The following is a 16,827-nucleotide window of genomic DNA, read 5'->3' on the forward strand; positions in this document are numbered from 1 at the left end:
GACAACCGGCCAACAGGCAGCATCAAATGACAATCCACACCAGTATTACCTCTATCCGTCTTCCTGTTGAAAAGAAGCCGGTCGCTGTCCGCCTTTCCCCTGCGGGGTTGAGCGTGGGAACGCCCGTCATGACCAGCGCCGGCGAACGCTTTGTCGAGGACCTAAAATCCGGCGACCGCATATTGACCAAAGACCTTGGTATGCAAACCATCAAATGCATTGCCTTCAGGGACGTGGACTTAATTGCGAAGCCAGAAAAATCTCCGATCCGCATACCTTCAGGTATATTCGGTGGCGACCGCCCAAGCGCGGACTTGTTTCTTGCACCCACACAGCGAATTGCACTGCGTCACCAAATGTTCGACATGCTGTTTTCTGCGCGGGAAGTTCTGATTTCCGCCAAAGATTTGTTGCATATAGACGGGGTTCGCCAAGTCGAGGGACTGCGAGGCGTAACCTATGTCTCCTTGGGGTTCCTTCAGAGCCATCTGCTCTATTGCGGAAATCTGGCGGTAGACTTGGGCCCAAGCGATCGCTCGTCCAACCGCCCCGCCCTATCCGCGGAAGAAGCACGGCTTGCTTGCAGCCTTGTACGCCCGCAAGTCACCCATCCACAGCATGCAGCTGGTTTCCCTTTGCACTAATTTGGTGTATTCGGCGGTCTTCCTGCTCTCTGTGAGGCTCTGATGTCCGCGAACGCTCCGATCACGCAAGATTTAGTAACCATACCGCGCAAGCTGCCCGACAGCGACCGTGTCAACTTGGTTGGCCTTACCCGAGATGATTTGCGCGACGCATTGATTGCTGCGGGAACACCCGAAAAGCAGGCGAAAATGCGGACCGGCCAGGTGTGGCAATGGCTATATCAGAAGGGTGTACGTGACTTTGACAGCATGACGAACCTTGCCAAAGACTATCGGGCTCTGCTGGCCGAGAAGTTCGAAATTGCCCTTCCCGAAGTCGTGACCCGTCAGGTCAGCACCGACGGCACGCGCAAATATCTGGTGCGGATCGCTGGCGGGCATGAGGTGGAGGTCGTCTACATCCCCGAGGAAGATCGCGGCACCTTGTGCATTTCCAGTCAAGTTGGCTGCACGTTGACCTGCTCTTTCTGCCACACCGGTACGCAAAAGCTGGTGCGCAATCTGACGGCAGGTGAAATCATCGGGCAAGTCATGCTGGCTCGTGATGATCTGGGTGAGTGGCCAGAACCGGGGCATAACCCGAATGACGAGGCGCGGCGCAAGTTGTCCAACATCGTCCTGATGGGCATGGGCGAGCCGCTCTACAACTTCGAGAACGTGCGCGACGCGATGAAAATCGCGATGGATCCGGAGGGAATCAGCCTTTCTCGCCGTCGAATTACACTGTCGACCTCAGGCGTCGTGCCAGAAATCGCCCGTACAGCCCAAGAAATCGGCTGCCTTCTAGCGGTGTCCTTTCACGGCACGACGGACGAGATTCGCGACAAACTGGTCCCGATCAACAAGCGTTGGAATATTGAAGAACTTCTCGCTTCGCTCAGGGCATATCCCAAGGCGTCGAATAGCGAGCGGATCACCTTTGAATACGTGATGCTTAAGGACGTGAATGATTCCGATGAGGACGCGTATCGGTTGGTCGAGCTGATCAAGGGCATTCCCGCCAAAATCAATCTGATTCCGTTTAACGAATGGCCCGGCGCCCCTTATGAGCGGTCGTCAAACAACCGTATCAGGGCGTTTTCCGAGATCGTCTATCAGGCGGGGTATGCCTCACCCGTTCGCAAACCGCGTGGCGAAGACATCATGGCGGCATGTGGCCAGTTGAAATCCGCGACAGAGCGCGCGCGCAAATCTCGCAAGCAGATCGAGGCAGACGCAGGACTGTCCAAAGAATAAGAGAACTTACACCCTGAACGTAGAAAAGGCGCCCGATTACTCGGACGCCCCTTCAAACAGTTGGTTTAGCGTGCGCTTAGGAAGAAGCAGCGGCAGCAGCCAGAACCAGGAACAGCAGTGGAATCAGAATGCCGCCAGCCGAAGAAGAAGTTTCTTCAACGATTACAGGCTCTTCGATGATTGGGTCGGAAAGACCACCAGCGAAAGCAGAAGAAGCGGCTGCAGTGAAAACTGCTGCAAGTACGATTTTTTTCATCTCAATTTATCCTTCCAAGACACGCCCGCTGGAACCAGACTATCCGGTCCATCCACAGGCACCCAAGACAGTATCTCGTGACATTCTATAACCAAGGTTGTGAGGTTAATACAATGGCTCGACCCGTCAGGTCAGATTCAACTATTCAGAATGTCGTCAAATTAGCAACACTTGCGTGCCCACTTTCGCTTTGGAGAATACCTCGGCGATGTGCTCGTTGAACAATCCGATGCATCCGTTCGACGAACGACGCCCGATTTTGCGCGTGTCGTGCGTCCCGTGAATGCGGTAATAGGTCCAACCAAGGTACAGCGCGTGCGTTCCCAACGGATTATCCGGGCCCGCTGGCACAAAGTCGGGCCATTCGGGGTTACGCTTTTTCATCGCGGGGGTTGGACTCCAAGTTGGGCCGTCAACCTTACGCACAATGCTGGTGCGACCGCGTCGGGTCAGGTCTTCTGAAAGCGGAACCGACGAAGGATATAAGCTATAGTTCCCATCTTCAGTCCACATGTGAAGTGCGCGACTATCAATATCGACAAGAATCGCACCTTTGCGAAGGTTGCTGAAATAAGGCTGCCAGGTCAGCGAGCGGAAGCTCGACATATTGCGGCGTACGACTTCAGTCAGATCCCGCTCATTCTCCGTCGTATCCGCGCCATTTTGCGCGAACGCGGGGGCCGCAAGGCTGGTCGCGGCAGCACCGGCGCTAAGTAGGAAGTGGCGGCGGTTCAGGCCAATCAAATTCTGTTTGCTCATGGAACATACCCTCCTCGAGTAAGTCTTCACCCCTTTAATATGGCGAGAATGCCTCAATCACAAATCAAACAATGATGTGATCGGCCATTTTTCACCACCGTGTTTGATCAGTCTCACGGTTCAGTTTAAGCATTGGCAAAATTCTAAGGAATAAATGGTATGGCAAGACTGATCCTCATCCTGATCTCCGCGTTCTTTGCGCTCTCGGCGTGTACGCCCACTGCACCGACAGTCGGCCCAGACGGAAAGCCGCTCCCACGCGTTTACCGAATCAAGACCAAAGACACCGCTGCAATTCAGTTCCGTGTGCTCGATTCCGTCAACGCGTTGCGCGTTGCTGCGGGCAAAGGCTCTTTGGAACTTGATAGCAAACTGACCGCGGCGGCTGCGACGCATTCGCGCGACATGTCTGTTCAGAACCGCCCTTGGCACTTTGGCTCAGACGGCTCTTCACCGCTCGATCGTGTTGCCCGCACAGGGTATGAGGGTGAAATGGTCGGGGAAAACATCTCTGAAACCTACGAAAACGAGTCCGAGACTGTAGCAGCTTGGATGGAAACACCTGCAACCCGCGATGTTATCTTGTCACCACGCGCCCGCAAGATGGGCTTCTCGTGGTTCCAGGAACCCAGCGGAAAAATCTGGTGGACGATGGTAACGGGCAGCTAAGGCTGCCCGCTTACGGAAATATGTCGATAACCGTACCGTTCTTCACCATCGCGTAGAGCAGTCGCATTTCGCCATTTCTGATAGCGATACAGCCCGCAGTCCAATCCGGTCCGCGTTTGCCTTTTAGGTTGGGCTGACCGTGGATGAAGATATCGCCTCCGGGCGACTTGCCAATCGTACGGGCATAGGCACGATCCACTTCATTCGGGTAAGATATCCCCAATGACAGGTAAAACGAGCTGTTCGGATTGCGTCGATCAATGGTGTAGCGCCCTTCGGGTGTGCGCCCGTCGCCTTCGTACTGCTTATGGCCCAGAGCACCGAACCCCAGATCAACTTCAAAGGTTTTAAGGACGCGATTTCCGTGGAAAACCTTCAGCAGTCTCTGACCCTTATGGATTTCGAGCTTCGTTACCTCAGGGCCGTTATATGTGATAAATTTTGACGAGCATGCCGACAACACCAACAAAGAGGCCAATAAAAGACCGCGCAAAAACACAAAACGCATATGAGCTACCATCCCATTTTTTGGAGACTATAACCAAAAATAGATCCCGCAGGAATCCACTAAATTCACCGTCACGCCTATGTGTTTTCAGCGGTAAGTAGCGCCTGAAGCCCGCTGCGGTAGTCTGGATAGAGCAATGTCACCCCCAGCTCGTCCTTGATGCGATCGTTACGCACGCGCTTCGATTCGGCATAGAAGCTTCGCGCCATTGGGGACAAGTCTGCGGATCCGAAGTCGATCGCCTCTGGCAATGGCATCCCCAACAGCTTGGCTGCATACCCGATCACGTCTTGTGGTGGTGCTGCATCATCATCGCAAAGGTTGTAAACCGTGCCGGCATTGGGACGCTGGATCGACGCTTCCAGAACTTGCGCAATATCGTCGACATGGATGCGGCTGAAGACCTGACCATCTTTGATTATGCGTCGCGCCGTCCCGTTCCGAACCTTTGAAAACGGCCCGCGGCCCGGCCCGTAAATGCCCGCCAAACGGAAAATATGAAGCGGCAGGCCCGTTTCGGATGCCAGATCTTGCCATGCAGCTTCAGCCTCGACCCGTCGTTTTCCACGTCGGGTTGAAGGAGTGAGGGGTGTCGACTCATCCACCCAGCCTCCATTGTGATCACCGTAGACGCCAGTGGTCGACAGGTAACCAACCCAATCGAGTTTGTCGGCGACCTTTGAGATTTGCGAACGAAGCTCGTTCAAAACCGGATCACCGCTCTCGCCCGGCCCAACCGATACAAGCAAGTGAGTCGCTGTTGCCAAATGTGAGTCCATGTCCGTGGACGGCCAAACAACGGCCTGCACGCCGTCTTGCTTCAGGCTTTCCACCTTTTCCCGAGTTCGAGAGGTACCAGTAACGGTCCAGCCTTGATCAAGCAGAATCCTCGTCAACGCCTGAGCCGAATACCCGTGTCCAAAGCTTAAGAGATGCGGCATCAGCTTAACCTGTTAACTGCCCAACGCGCGGCGTCGGCGATGGTAGGGTCTGAATCATGAATATGAGCGAGTGCTGAATTAACCAGTTTCGCGTCTTCGGAGTTCCCGATGGCATACAGCACATTGCGGATGAAACGGTCCCGCCCAATTCGTTTGATTGGCGAGCCGGAAAACTTCGCACGGAAGGCTGCATCATCTAGGGCCACCAATTCCGAGAGCGCTGGAGCACGCAGATCGTCTCGTGCAGCATAGCGCAACTCCGTCGCGTCTTTGGCAAACTTGTTCCAAGGGCAAACCGCAAGGCAATCATCACAGCCGTAGATGCGGTTTCCAAGCCTGCTGCGCAATTCTTCGTCGACCGGCCCTTTGTGCTCGATCGTCAGGTAGGAAATGCAACGTCGCGCATCCAACTGGAACGCAGCGGGGAATGCGTCGGTGGGGCAAATGTCCAAGCAGGCACGGCAAGTGCCACAATTGTCTGTTTGGGCCTGATCAGGCTCTAATTCTACGGTGGTGAAGATCGCACCAAGAAAGAACCAGTTGCCCAGATCGCGGGATAGGACATTCGTGTGCTTCCCCTGCCACCCCAGCCCAGCCGCCTGTGCCAACGGTTTTTCCATAACGGGTGCGGTATCTACGAATACTTTGATCTCGACCCCTTCGGCCTGATCAATCAACCAGCGACCAACCCGCTTCAGGCGTTTTTTTACGATGTCGTGATAGTCGCGGTTCTGCGCATAAACCGACACCGCCGCGCGGTCGCGTAGTTTCAGTGTTTCGAGCGGGTCGTGATCGGGCGAGTAAACCTCAGCGAGCATAATGACGGATCGGGCTTCGGGCCAAAGCGCGGATGGATTACCCCGCCATGTCATGCGCTCGGCCATCCACCCCATTTGGCCGTGGCGTCCTTCGTCAACATAGGTGTTTAAACGGTCCGGCGCTTGAGGAATGGCATCTGGTGTGCAGATACCCATTTTCGCAAATCCTTCCGCGAGGGCTTGCTGCTTCAACCGGTCCTTTAGACTCAAAAATCCAGATCCGCATAATGCGGCGGCTGGATGAAGCCCGGCACCTGATCTGCAAGGATGGACCGGAAGGCAGGGCGAGATTTTATCTTCGCATACCAATCCTTGACGTTGGCATTCCTGTTCCAGTCCACGTCACGAATGTAATCGAGGCATGAGAAATGGGCGGCAGCTGTGAAATCGGCCAAGCTGAGCTGATCGCCCCCCAACCAACGGCGTTGATCCAGCAGCCAGCCCATATAATCGATGTGGTATTTGATTTTTTGCGCGCCCAGCTTCACGTTTCGGCTTTCAGGGTATCCTTGACCCATGATTTTCTTGTTGACCCGCTCGTAAAGAAGCTTCGATGTGACTTCTTGGTGAAACTTGTCGTCAAACCAGAACACCAATCTGCGCACCTCCGCGCGATCTTCCGGCTTCTTGGGAAGCAGGGCCGGCTCTGGAATGACTTCCTCCAGATACTCGCAGATAGCCTGACTTTCGCTCAAGGTTTGGCTGTCGATCTTCAGGATCGGCACCTTACCTGCGGGGTTGCGCTGCATGAAGTCGGCGCTTTGCTCCCAGTAACGCTCCTCAACCAGCTCAACCTCAACCTTCTTTTCAGCCAAAACGAGGCGCACCTTGCGGCAAAACGGAGAGAGCGGGGCGTGGTAGAGGCGGTTCATCACATTATCCAATGAGAGAAATCAGTCTGTTTGTCATGGCAATGTTAGGAAGGTTTTTCAACCTTCGAAACACTGATTACGCCCGTCAGCGCGGATCGTAGCCGCCCCGGCAGCAATAGATCGCGCACGTTTTTGGATGTATGAGGACGGCCTTTTTGCCGAGCGACCCTTCGGGTTCGGCAATATCGCAGCAAGCAAAGAGGCTTGGCGTATGGTCAAATCCTTGGCGTCGACGCCAAAGTACCAAGGGGCTGCGGCACCAACGCCGAACACACCTTCATCGAACTCTGCGACATTCATGTAGACTTCCAAGATGCGGCGCTTGGTCCAAATCGTCTCAACCACTGGCGTGATCGCGGCCTCAAGCGCCTTTCGCGTCCAGTTCCGTCCGTGCCAGAGAAACACATTCTTTACGGTCTGCTGCGAAATGGTCGATGCGCCGCGCCCGCCACCATCTTCTAGCGCATCGCGGATCGCGGCCATGTCGAAACCCCAGTGATTACAAAAGTTCGCATCTTCAGCAGCCACAATTGCATGCGCCATATGAGGCGAGATCGTTTCAAAATCACGCCAGTCGCGCCTTGTATCTTCCAACCGCCAGTTTTCAGAGAAGATGTAGGCCGTGGTAGGGGGATTCACGAATGCGTAAAGCACCACGACAGTCAGAATGAACAACGCTATCGCAATCACTAAGCGCCATCCCCAACGTACCGCCAGATAAGGTACCACGCCAATCCACCAGAAAATGGAGCGTTTGGGTTTTTCCTGCCTGGATTTCGAAGCTGGTTTAGCCCGTTTCTGGGGTTTCTTTACTGCCTTTGCCATATCGATGTTCTACCCCTATTGCGGGTGCGGTCAAAGGTCTGACGTGAGAGGGATGTCTAGCGGCAAGTTACGCTGGAAATCAGACCGGACCTATCGATATCAATGGTTAAGCGATCGGGGCTAAAATCCATGGTGATAACGTCATCGGGGCGCAGAACCCGCGAAGATTTGGGCAAATCCACGTTGTCCAATGCCGACGCCTTTTTACCAAGCAAGCTGTAATAGGCCTCCGCGCCACAACGCGGTTGCCCGTCAAAATCTGCGGGATCTGCGAATTGATCATCACAGGCAGCAAGCAGGAGCAAGAGTGGCAAAAGGAATCGCATTCCAGCGGTTTACTGCGTCTGACATACGAGAGCAAACCCATGGCGATTGATTTCAGCGCGACTATGCGCAAGGTTGGCCTCAACGCACTGAAAGAGGATCACAACATGCGCACCAGAGCAGCCGTCGCCATCGAAGCCGGGAAACCGCTTGAAATCATGGATGTTAATCTAGACGGCCCCCGCGAAGGTGAGGTGCTTGTTGAGATGAAAGCGACAGGTATTTGCCATACCGACGAGTTCACTCGGTCCGGTGCAGATCCGGAAGGTCTGTTTCCTGCCATTCTTGGTCATGAGGGTGCGGGTGTAGTTGTGGATGTAGGGCCGGGCGTTACGACCCTGAAAAAGGGAGATCATGTCATCCCGCTCTACACACCGGAATGCCGTGAGTGCGAATACTGCCTGAACCCGAAAACGAACCTGTGCCAATCTATCCGGTCAACGCAAGGGCAGGGGCTTATGCCCGACGGGACATCCAGATTCTCGACCCTCGATGGTGATCCGATTCTGCACTACATGGGCTGCTCGACCTTTGCGAACCACTCGGTTGTACCAGAGATCGCTTTGGCCAAAGTTCGCGAAGACGCCCCATTTGAGAAGATTTGCTACATCGGCTGCGGTGTCACAACCGGAATTGGCGCTGTAATCAATACCGCCAAAGTTGAGATCGGATCGCGCGCCATCGTGTTCGGGCTTGGCGGCATTGGCCTGAACGTCATTCAAGGGCTTCGCCTTGCCGGGGCAGATCAGATCGTCGGCGTAGACCTCAACCCTTCCAAGGTCGAGATGGCGACGCGTTTCGGCATGACAGACTTCGTGAACCCTACCGAGGTTGACGGCGATCTGGTTGCCTATCTGGTCGCCCTCACGAAGGGTGGCGCAGATTATACGTTTGATGCGACCGGCAATGTTGGCGTGATGCGGACCGCTTTGGAAGCGGCGCACAAAGGCTGGGGTGAATCGATCATCATCGGTGTTGCGCCCGCAGGCGCGGAAATCAGCACACGTCCATTCCAGTTAGTCACTGGTCGTAGCTGGCGTGGTACTGCTTTTGGTGGCGCGCGTGGCCGTACAGATGTTCCGAAAATTGTTGACTGGTACATGGACGGCAAAATCGAGATTGATCCAATGATCACGCATACAATGGGGCTCGACGACATCAACAAAGGTTTCGATTTGATGCATTCAGGCGAGTCGATCCGGTCAGTCGTGATCTACTAGTGGCTGAGCGTTCCCGGCAGCTTTACGCGGTGTTAATCGACGCCGACAATATCCCTGCGGACAATGCAGAGGCGGTTTTGAAAGAGGTCACGACCTTTGGCGAACCGGCTTTGCGACGCGTTTATGGTGATTGGTCGAGTGGGCAACTAAAGAAATGGACGGATAAAATCCGGGCGCTTGGCTTGGTAGCCCATCAGGAAACCGCAAATACCAAGGGCAAGAACGCCTCCGATATCGGTTTGGTCATTGACGCTATGGATATATTGCACACGGGGCGCTTTGACGGGTTTGTGCTGGTGTCGTCGGACAGTGACTTCACCCGTCTCGCGTCGCGCATCAGGGAAGAGGGTCTGGAAGTTATCGGAATTGGCGAACGAAAGGCGCCGGAAGCCCTTCGAAACGTGTGCAACCGGTTCATCTTTATTGAAAACCTGATTGAGGAACCCGAACCTGCGCGTGGAAGTGATCCCAAACCATCCACCAGCAAAGAAAACCCGACCAAAGCCACGCCCCTGATCCTGAGAGCCATGGACAAGATGAACACTGATGACGAGTGGTATGACTTGGGTACGTTGGGAAAGCTTGTCATGGCCGACAACCCGGATTTCGACACGCGCACATATGGTGAGAAAAAGCTGAGTGACCTGATGCGCAAGCTGAAGCATTTCGAGACGCGCAAAGACGGCAACAAACTAATGGTGCGGCGGGTTAACTAGACACCGTATCGCGCCAAGAACATGTCAACTGCTCCGTCGATGATACGGTCCACTTCGGCATCGGTCGGCTTTTCGATAATGTTGAAGATCATCTTCACGAAGATTTCCGACTTCACGAGTTCTTGGAACTGCATCGCTGCAAGACCCAGATCGTCGATCTTTAACTCGCCACGTTCGCAGGCATGCTTGAAATATTCGCTCAGGCGGTCTTCCAACAGTTTCGGGCCGGACGCATAGAATTCGCGACCTAGTTCCGGAAAGCGATCCGACTCGGCCACGCAAATCCGGAAGATGCGTTGTGCGAAGTTGGAGGTCAGAAACTCCATCATTTTATGCGACATGATCGTCAGCATTTCGCGGACCGGAACATCGGTTGAATCTACCTGTAAAGCGCGATCAGCCTGCGAGGCGCATTCCTGCTTGGCAACCTCGATGAACAGAATGCGCTTGTCGGGAAAATAGCTGTAGAGCGTGGCTTTCGAGACGCCAGCCTCACGCGCGATCAGGTCAACACTTGCACCTTCGAAACCCTGCGCCAGAAACACGTCGCGCGCGCCTGCGATCACTTGATCGTATTTGCGGCCGCGTTTGATTTCAGGTGTGTTTCCGTCCAAGTGAGTGTCTCCCGCCTTAATGAGCTATTATAGACCATACAGTTTAGTTTGGGCAATGTCCGCCAATGATTAAGGGCGGGCTATGATGCCCGCCCAAACTCACACTTCCAAGTAGGGGGGAGCTACTCGTCCTGCGCAAGCTTGCGTTTTACCAGCTCAGATTGCGTGAGAGTGCCGCACACTTCTTTCTGAACGCCCGCACCAAGTTCAAGCGAGCTGCAGCCCTTGGGGGCTTGCTCCAGCGTGCTGGATTGAGCCCGGGTCACGGTCACATCCTGTGTGGGGTAGGTAAGGTTGGGGAAATATACGAATGACGCACCTCCGTCAGCCAGCGCAGGGCCAGCAAAAGCAAGAGAGGCAGCGATCAGGGCAGACTTGAGAGTGTTCATGATTCTTATCCTTCAAAAGTGAACCGTTCAGTTCACATTCAGATATCTAAACCGAGTCGTTTACTTTTACAAGTATCTTTTGAACCGATCAGTTCACTTTTTTCCAAGGGTTGAACTCGCGCACGAATTCCCTATTTTAGAACCATTCTAATTTAGGAGTTCCCGATGCTTCCCTCCGTCAGCTTCCGACGTCGCTTTACTGATCTATCCGAGCAAGAGGTCCTCGCCTTGGCTATCTCGTCTGAAGAAGATGACGCGCGCATCTATCGGGGATATGCCGAACGCCTTCGTGACAGCTTTGCCGCAACCGCCGAGATTTTTGAATCCATGGCTGCGGAAGAAGACACCCACCGACAGATGCTGATTGACCTGCACAAGAAGCGGTTCGGTGATGTCATCCCTCTTCTGCGCCGAGAGCATGTTGCGGGCTTCTATGCACGTTCGCCCATTTGGCTAGTTGAGAACCTCGGTTTAGAAAAAATTCGCGAGCAGGCCGGACAAATGGAACGAGACGCGCAGCGGTTCTACGAACTTGCTGCCAAACGAACCACCGATGCCGATACCCGTAAGCTGTTAGGTGATTTGGCTGCGGCGGAGGCTGGCCACGAGCAAACCGCTGCTGATTTGACAGCGAAAGTTGATGGCGAAGTGCGCGACACCGAGGACAAGGACGCGCACCGCCAGTTTGTTTTGACTTGGGTCCAGCCGGGATTGGCGGGCCTCATGGACGGCTCTGTCTCGACCCTTGCCCCGATATTCGCCGCGGCCTTTGCAACGGGCAATACGTGGGACACGTTCCTTGTGGGTCTCGCTGCCTCGGTCGGCGCGGGTATCTCCATGGGCTTCACCGAAGCGGCGTCAGATGACGGGCAATTGTCAGGGCGTGGCTCTCCTTGGAAGCGTGGGTTCGCCTCGGGGATAATGACCACCATCGGTGGTTTGGGGCACGCGCTGCCTTACCTGATCACGGATTTCTGGACTGCCACCACCATCGCCGTCATCGTCGTGTTCATTGAGCTTTGGGCCATTGCGTGGATTCAGAACCGCTTCATGGAAACGCCGTTCTTCCGCGCGGCCTTGCAGGTCGTGCTTGGTGGCGCACTGGTTCTGGCAGCTGGTGTTTTGATCGGCAGCGGCTAAGCCACTGTTGCCTTTCCCGAGACCGTGATATCGGGGAAGGCGATGCTGGAGATATTTCTGAAAACGCTGCCCTTTTTCGCCATTATCGGTGTGGGCTATTGGGCTGGACGGGTGAAGTTCTTCACACCCGAAGCAACCGGCTATTTGACGAAATTCGTTTTCTACTTCGCCTTGTCGGCAATGCTGTTCCGGTTCTCCGCCAACCTGTCACTGGCCGAAATTTTGGACTGGACCTACATCGTCGCCTATTTCTGGGCCACGGCGCTGGTCTATCTGATCGTCACCTCCGTCGCACTGCTACGCTGGCGATCGGTTGAGGAAGCAGCCATCGAAGCGCAATGCGGCGTTATCGGTAATGTTGGGTTCCTTGGCGTACCGATGCTGGTTCTTCTCATGGGAGAAAACGCCATCGGGCCCGTAATGTTGATCTTGGCGGTGGACCTGATCTTCTTCGGCAGCCTCGTTGTTATCCTGATCACCGGATCGCGCGACGGGCGCATGTCACTCGGGATACTTAAAACCGTAGGAACGGGACTGATCAAAAACCCGATGATCGTGTCTATCGTGCTTGGGTTTGCTTGGTCCGCTTCCGCGATGCCTATTCCGGTTCCACTAAACGAATTCCTGTCCATCCTTGGCGGCGCCGCAACTCCGGGAGCATTGTTTGCAATTGGTGCTTCGCTCGCGACCAAATCGGCCGAACGCATGGAGGTGGCAACTTGGCTGTCCTTCTCGAAGCTGGTGCTTCATCCCGCTGCGGTTGCTATCTCGGCGTTGTGGCTGTTTGCGGTGGACCCCTATTCGGCTTCAGTGATGATTGCCGCCGCCGCATTGCCAGTCGCTGGCAATGTTTACATGATCGCCCAGCATTATGGGGTTGCCCCGACGCGGGTTTCCGCCAGTATTCTTATTTCAACCGCCGCCAGCATTCTGACCGTGTCGCTTGTAATCGGCTGGGTCAGCTAAAGGAGACATCATGGACACCATTTCCGAAAACGCATGCTTTGGCGGAGTCCAAGGCGTCTACTCCCACCGCTCCGAAAGTTGCGATTGCGATATGACCTTCGGGCTGTTTCTACCCGCAGAGGCGAAGGATGGTCCCGTTCCCGTCCTGTGGTATCTGTCCGGCCTGACCTGCACCCACGAAAATGCCATGGTGAAAGCATCCGCCCAAGGATGGGCTGCGGAACAAGGTATCGCGTTGATCTTCCCGGATACGTCGCCCCGTGGTGATGATATCGCTAATGATGAGGCATTCGATCTGGGCCAAGGCGCAGGGTTCTACGTCAACGCCACACAAAACCCGTGGGCGCCGCATTTTCAGATGTATGACTACATCACCAAGGATTTGACCGATCTGGTATTCGACAAGTTCCCGCTGGATGTGACGCGGCAAGCGATCACCGGCCACTCGATGGGCGGTCATGGTGCTCTAACCATCGCGATGCGCGAAACCGGCCGCTTTGCCAGTGTTTCGGCCTTCTCTCCGATCTGCAATCCCACCGATTCAGATTGGGGGCGCAGACAGTTTACGGCCTATCTTGGCTTTGAAGAGGACGAGTGGGCCGAACATGATGCCAGCCTGCTAATGGCGAAACACGGCTTTGACGGGCCTGTTTTGATCGACACAGGCACGAAGGACCAATTCCTCGACCTGCTGAAACCCGAGACGCTCGCCCAAGCCGCGGCTGCAAAACGTCAGGAAATTATCTTCAGGATGCAGCCTGGCTATGATCACTCATATTTCTTCGTCTCCACCTTCATGGAAGACCACATCACCTTCCACGCGGAGGCCCTATACGCATGATCAAGGCAGTTATCTTCGACATCGGCAATGTGCTGATCGAATGGCAACCGGAGCGTTTTTATGACAGCGCAATCGGGGAAAACCGTCGCAAGGCAATGTTCGCCGAAGTCGACCTGCACGGAATGAACGACAAGGTTGATCTGGGTGGACCGTTCAAAGAGACGATCTACGAGGCAGCAGAAGCATACCCGAAATGGCGCGAAGAAATTCGCATGTGGCATGATCACTGGATTGAAATGGCATCGCCCACCATAGACCATTCCGTGAAGCTGCTTCGGGCCTTGCGCAGCAAAAGCGTTCCAGTTTTTGCGCTCAGCAATTTTGGCATCGGCAGCTTTGACTATGCCGAAACGGTGTATAGCTACCTTGGCGAGTTTGATCGTCGCTACATTTCCGGCCACATGCAGGTGATCAAGCCTGACCCGAAAATCTACCAGATGCTGGAAGATGATTGTGGCCTTGCACCTGAAACCTTGCTGTTTGCCGACGACCGCGCCGATAACATCGACATGGCGCTATCGCGGGGCTGGAAGGCCCACCTGTTCGAAAACCCGCAAGGCTGGGCAGACTGCTTGGTATCACACGGGCTTTTAAGTGCCGAGGAGGCCGCAGCTTGAGCATCGACATCATCGGATTCGAAGAAGGCGAGGCTGCTATTAGCTGGGCTGGCCTGACAAACGCGCTCGCCGCGGGTCATACGCTGCCTAAAGCCGCGATTGGCGATACCTTCTTGTATCGCGACCCCGATACGTTGCTGTCGCGTTCCGCTTGGATCGATGGCTTGGGTGTGGCTGTGAAGTCCGCCACAATTTTTCCCGGAAACAAAGCTGCGAGGCGACCCGCGGTCAATGGGTCGGTCTCGATGTTTTCCGACAAGACCGGAGAACTGGAAGCGCTGGTTGACTTCCATCTGGTCACCAAATGGAAGACTGCGGGTGACAGTCTGTATGCCGCGAAACTATTAGCAAACCCTGATCCGGACACGATCCTTGTGATCGGAACTGGCACTGTTGCAGGCAATATGATCGACGCCTATCGCAGCGCTTTTCCACATGCGCGTTTTACTGTTTGGGGTAGAAATACGGAATACGCGACGACCTTCGCCGAGGCCAATGGAGCGACCGCCATCTTGGATTTGGCTGATGCCGTCCAGCAGGCCCAGATCATCTGCACTGCCACAATGACAACAACCCCAATTCTTAAAGGTGAATGGCTGCAAGCTGGCCAGCATCTGGACCTGATTGGCGCTTACCGCCCAGATATGCGGGAAGTTGACGACAAGGCGATGCAACGCGCGAAGCTGTTTGTTGATAGCTTCGAGACTACATTGGACCATATCGGTGAGTTGAAAATCCCGCTAGAGAGTGGAGCAATACAGCGTGGTGATGTTCTGGGCGATTTCTATACGCCAAGCGCATTCACACGATCGCCCGATGACATTACAATCTGCAAAAATGGGGGTGGCGCGCATCTGGATTTGATGACCTGCCGCTATATCCTTGATCAATGGAAAGCCGCATGATTTCCGACCAGCCCTGCCGATGACGAAGCTCTGAAATGGTCGAAGGACCCGGGCGATGCGGTCTTGTTCGACTTCCAAACCGCCCACAGTGCGCACGGCAATGAAACGGCAAGCCGCCGCCGCGCGTTGTCATTGCGGTTTGTCGGGGAAGACGCGCGGTTTGTTGAACGGCGCGGTCGCACCTTTCCGCACTTCCCCGGTCACGGGATGAAAGCCGGTGACAAGTTACGCAAGGACTGGTTTCCCGTGGTCTACACCGGCTGAGCCGCCCACGGCTTTTCCCGCACGGGTAAATGCACGATCGCACTGAACGCACCAACGCCGATCCCTATCCACCAAACCAGCGTATAGTCGCCGGTCACATCGTAGAGCTTGCCACCAAGCCAGACGCCCAAAAAAGACCCTAACTGGTGGGAAAAGAAGACTATTCCATAAAGCGTGCCCATGTAGCGTAGCCCAAAGATATGCGCCACAAGACCAGAGGTGAGCGGTACTGTCGCGAGCCACAGGCTCCCCATCGCAAGGCTGAAGATGATCACCGTTGTCGGCGTCATTGGGGTCAGGATGAACCACGCGGCAACGACCGTTCGCCCTGCGTAAATGCCCGCAAGCAGGTATTTCTTGGAATGCCGCTTTCCCAGATACCCCGCAAGGATCGTTCCACCGATATTGGACAGCCCGATCAGAGCAATGGACAGCGCGCCCAATGCAGATGTGGTGGTGATCCCCATACCCGCCAACAAGCCGCCGCCCGAGATTGGACCGCATACCTCTGTGATGAATGCCGGAAAGTGAGCGGTGATAAATCCGAGTTGATAGCCGCAGGAGAAGAATCCCAGAAAGATCATCGTATAGGATGGATCCCTGAAGGCACGCTTGAGGACAGTCCCTAAACTGTCTTCCAGCTCCGACCGTGTCGCCATGGGTGCGCGCATAAGCGGAAGCGCGAAAAGCGACAGAAGCATGACTGCGGCGAAGATCACGAAGACCGTTTGCCAAGGGAAGTAGCCCAACAAGAGTTCCGCTGCGGGTGCGCCAAAAACCTGACCGGCGGAGCCCGCAGCAGTCGCGATACCCAGAGCCATCGACCGGTTTTCATCCGACGTGGCGCGGCCAACCATAGCAAGGATCACCCCGAAGCCCGTCCCGGCGATACCGAAACCTACAAGTATCTCGTAGAACTGGTGCTCGCCCGGCGTGATAGCAAAAGACGATAAAACTAGCCCTGCAGCGTAGAATAGAGCACCCAGAATAATCGCTTTCCGGTCCCCCATTTTTTCCGCAATCGCGCCAAAAATGGGCTGACCGATACCCCAAGCCAAGTTCTGGATTGCGATAGCAAGACTGAAATCAGCGCGCGGCCAGCCAAATTCCTCAGCGATGGGGATCTGGAACACTCCAAAGCTTGCACGGATCGAGAAGCCGAGCATCATTATGATGCAACCGACAATGAGAACCGGAGTGAAAAGAGGGGTACGTGTTTGTTCCATCGCGAGACCGTCGGTGAATTTCAGGTTTGCGTCAATTCACGAATATTGCGACACGAGGTAAGCAATATTGATGAGAC

Annotated in this window: 21 protein-coding genes and 1 pseudogene; 11 read left to right on the top strand and 11 right to left on the bottom strand. The window is 54.9% G+C overall.

Annotated features, from left to right (window positions below; genetic code table 11):
* Positions 1-26: 26 nt before the first annotated feature.
* Together BDE40_RS16630 and rlmN are read left to right on the top strand one after the other, a co-directional pair.
* Positions 27-644: a Hint domain-containing protein gene (locus BDE40_RS16630; RefSeq protein WP_134016471.1), complete on the top strand. Its 618-nt coding sequence runs from the start codon at positions 27-29 to the stop codon at positions 642-644.
* Positions 645-686: 42 nt separating this feature from the next.
* On the top strand, positions 687-1,880 hold the full coding sequence (rlmN, locus tag BDE40_RS16635; protein WP_134016473.1) for a dual-specificity RNA methyltransferase RlmN: 1,194 nt from the start codon (positions 687-689) through the stop codon (positions 1,878-1,880).
* A gap of 76 nt (positions 1,881-1,956) precedes the next feature.
* On the opposite strand, the gene BDE40_RS16640 is transcribed toward rlmN, so the two are convergent.
* Together BDE40_RS16640 and BDE40_RS16645 are read right to left on the bottom strand one after the other, a co-directional pair.
* Positions 1,957-2,136, bottom strand: a complete 180-nt coding sequence (locus tag BDE40_RS16640) for a hypothetical protein (RefSeq protein WP_073144841.1) — start codon at positions 2,134-2,136, stop codon at positions 1,957-1,959.
* A 156-nt stretch (positions 2,137-2,292) separates the two neighbouring features.
* Entirely contained in the window at positions 2,293-2,895 is a 603-nt protein-coding gene (locus BDE40_RS16645; RefSeq protein ID WP_134016474.1) for a L,D-transpeptidase, read from the bottom strand.
* A gap of 159 nt (positions 2,896-3,054) precedes the next feature.
* On the opposite strand from BDE40_RS16645, the gene dalA reads away from it, so the two are divergent.
* On the top strand, positions 3,055-3,564 hold the full coding sequence (gene dalA, locus BDE40_RS16650; RefSeq protein WP_134016476.1) for a divisome-associated lipoprotein DalA: 510 nt from the start codon (positions 3,055-3,057) through the stop codon (positions 3,562-3,564).
* Between the two features lie 10 nt (positions 3,565-3,574).
* Here the strand turns inward: dalA and BDE40_RS16655 are convergent, their stop codons facing one another.
* The 6 genes from BDE40_RS16655 to BDE40_RS16680 form a co-directional block, all read right to left on the bottom strand.
* Positions 3,575-4,072, bottom strand: a complete 498-nt coding sequence (locus tag BDE40_RS16655; RefSeq protein ID WP_134016478.1) for a L,D-transpeptidase family protein — start codon at positions 4,070-4,072, stop codon at positions 3,575-3,577.
* A gap of 77 nt (positions 4,073-4,149) precedes the next feature.
* Positions 4,150-5,016: an SDR family oxidoreductase gene (locus BDE40_RS16660; RefSeq protein WP_134016480.1), complete on the bottom strand. Its 867-nt coding sequence runs from the start codon at positions 5,014-5,016 to the stop codon at positions 4,150-4,152.
* The gene (gene queG, locus BDE40_RS16665) at positions 5,013-6,041 is read right to left on the bottom strand and encodes a tRNA epoxyqueuosine(34) reductase QueG (RefSeq protein WP_134016482.1); all 1,029 of its coding nucleotides are present in this window, start codon (positions 6,039-6,041) and stop codon (positions 5,013-5,015) included. The genes BDE40_RS16660 and queG overlap by 4 nt, the downstream gene beginning before the upstream one ends.
* Positions 6,038-6,703 (bottom strand): FtsZ-binding protein FzlA, encoded by a 666-nt coding sequence (gene fzlA / locus BDE40_RS16670; protein ID WP_073144826.1) that lies wholly within the window; start codon positions 6,701-6,703, stop codon positions 6,038-6,040. Before fzlA ends, queG begins: the two co-directional genes overlap by 4 nt.
* Positions 6,704-6,760: 57 nt before the next feature.
* Positions 6,761-7,528 (bottom strand): monofunctional biosynthetic peptidoglycan transglycosylase, encoded by a 768-nt coding sequence (gene mtgA / locus BDE40_RS16675; protein ID WP_134016484.1) that lies wholly within the window; start codon positions 7,526-7,528, stop codon positions 6,761-6,763.
* Positions 7,529-7,584: 56 nt separating this feature from the next.
* Positions 7,585-7,842 (bottom strand): I78 family peptidase inhibitor, encoded by a 258-nt coding sequence (locus BDE40_RS16680; RefSeq protein WP_162848117.1) that lies wholly within the window; start codon positions 7,840-7,842, stop codon positions 7,585-7,587.
* 117 nt (positions 7,843-7,959) lie between these two features.
* Here BDE40_RS16680 and BDE40_RS16685 point away from each other — a divergent pair, with 117 nt between their 5' ends.
* A complete protein-coding gene (locus BDE40_RS16685; protein WP_134016713.1) occupies positions 7,960-9,072 on the top strand; it encodes an S-(hydroxymethyl)glutathione dehydrogenase/class III alcohol dehydrogenase in 1,113 nt (370 codons plus the stop codon).
* On the top strand, positions 9,072-9,788 hold the full coding sequence (locus tag BDE40_RS16690; RefSeq protein ID WP_134016486.1) for an NYN domain-containing protein: 717 nt from the start codon (positions 9,072-9,074) through the stop codon (positions 9,786-9,788). The genes BDE40_RS16685 and BDE40_RS16690 overlap by 1 nt, the downstream gene beginning before the upstream one ends.
* Here the strand turns inward: BDE40_RS16690 and BDE40_RS16695 are convergent.
* Complete coding sequence (locus BDE40_RS16695) at positions 9,785-10,402, bottom strand: TetR/AcrR family transcriptional regulator (RefSeq protein WP_073144817.1); 618 nt, start codon at positions 10,400-10,402, stop codon at positions 9,785-9,787. The two genes, BDE40_RS16690 and BDE40_RS16695, sit on opposite strands and share 4 nt — an antisense overlap.
* Before the next feature lie 122 nt (positions 10,403-10,524).
* Positions 10,525-10,791, bottom strand: coding sequence for a hypothetical protein (locus BDE40_RS16700; protein WP_134016488.1), 267 nt, complete (start codon positions 10,789-10,791; stop codon positions 10,525-10,527).
* Between the two features lie 165 nt (positions 10,792-10,956).
* Between BDE40_RS16700 and mbfA the strand changes: the two genes are divergently transcribed.
* From mbfA to BDE40_RS16730, 6 genes and pseudogenes are all read left to right on the top strand, one after another.
* Positions 10,957-11,931: an iron exporter MbfA gene (gene mbfA, locus BDE40_RS16705; RefSeq protein ID WP_134016490.1), complete on the top strand. Its 975-nt coding sequence runs from the start codon at positions 10,957-10,959 to the stop codon at positions 11,929-11,931.
* 42 nt (positions 11,932-11,973) lie between these two features.
* A complete protein-coding gene (locus tag BDE40_RS16710; protein WP_134016492.1) occupies positions 11,974-12,897 on the top strand; it encodes an AEC family transporter in 924 nt (307 codons plus the stop codon).
* A 10-nt stretch (positions 12,898-12,907) separates the two neighbouring features.
* Positions 12,908-13,738 carry an S-formylglutathione hydrolase gene (gene fghA / locus BDE40_RS16715; RefSeq protein WP_134016494.1) on the top strand — a complete coding sequence of 277 codons (831 nt, stop codon included), beginning with the start codon at positions 12,908-12,910 and terminating at the stop codon, positions 13,736-13,738.
* On the top strand, positions 13,735-14,355 hold the full coding sequence (locus BDE40_RS16720; protein ID WP_134016496.1) for an HAD family hydrolase: 621 nt from the start codon (positions 13,735-13,737) through the stop codon (positions 14,353-14,355). Before fghA ends, BDE40_RS16720 begins: the two co-directional genes overlap by 4 nt.
* Positions 14,352-15,260 (top strand): ornithine cyclodeaminase family protein, encoded by a 909-nt coding sequence (locus tag BDE40_RS16725; protein WP_134016498.1) that lies wholly within the window; start codon positions 14,352-14,354, stop codon positions 15,258-15,260. The genes BDE40_RS16720 and BDE40_RS16725 overlap by 4 nt, the downstream gene beginning before the upstream one ends.
* A 27-nt stretch (positions 15,261-15,287) precedes the next feature.
* Positions 15,288-15,524, top strand: a pseudogene (locus BDE40_RS16730) (phytanoyl-CoA dioxygenase family protein); the annotation flags it as partial.
* Here the strand turns inward: BDE40_RS16730 and BDE40_RS16735 are convergent.
* Positions 15,512-16,750 carry an MFS transporter gene (locus BDE40_RS16735; protein WP_134016502.1) on the bottom strand — a complete coding sequence of 413 codons (1,239 nt, stop codon included), beginning with the start codon at positions 16,748-16,750 and terminating at the stop codon, positions 15,512-15,514. The pseudogene BDE40_RS16730 and the gene BDE40_RS16735 overlap by 13 nt on opposite strands.
* Between the last annotated feature and the right edge of the window lie 77 nt (positions 16,751-16,827).

This window comes from Litoreibacter halocynthiae (genome assembly GCF_004365635.1).
Lineage (GTDB): Bacteria > Pseudomonadota > Alphaproteobacteria > Rhodobacterales > Rhodobacteraceae > Litoreibacter > Litoreibacter halocynthiae.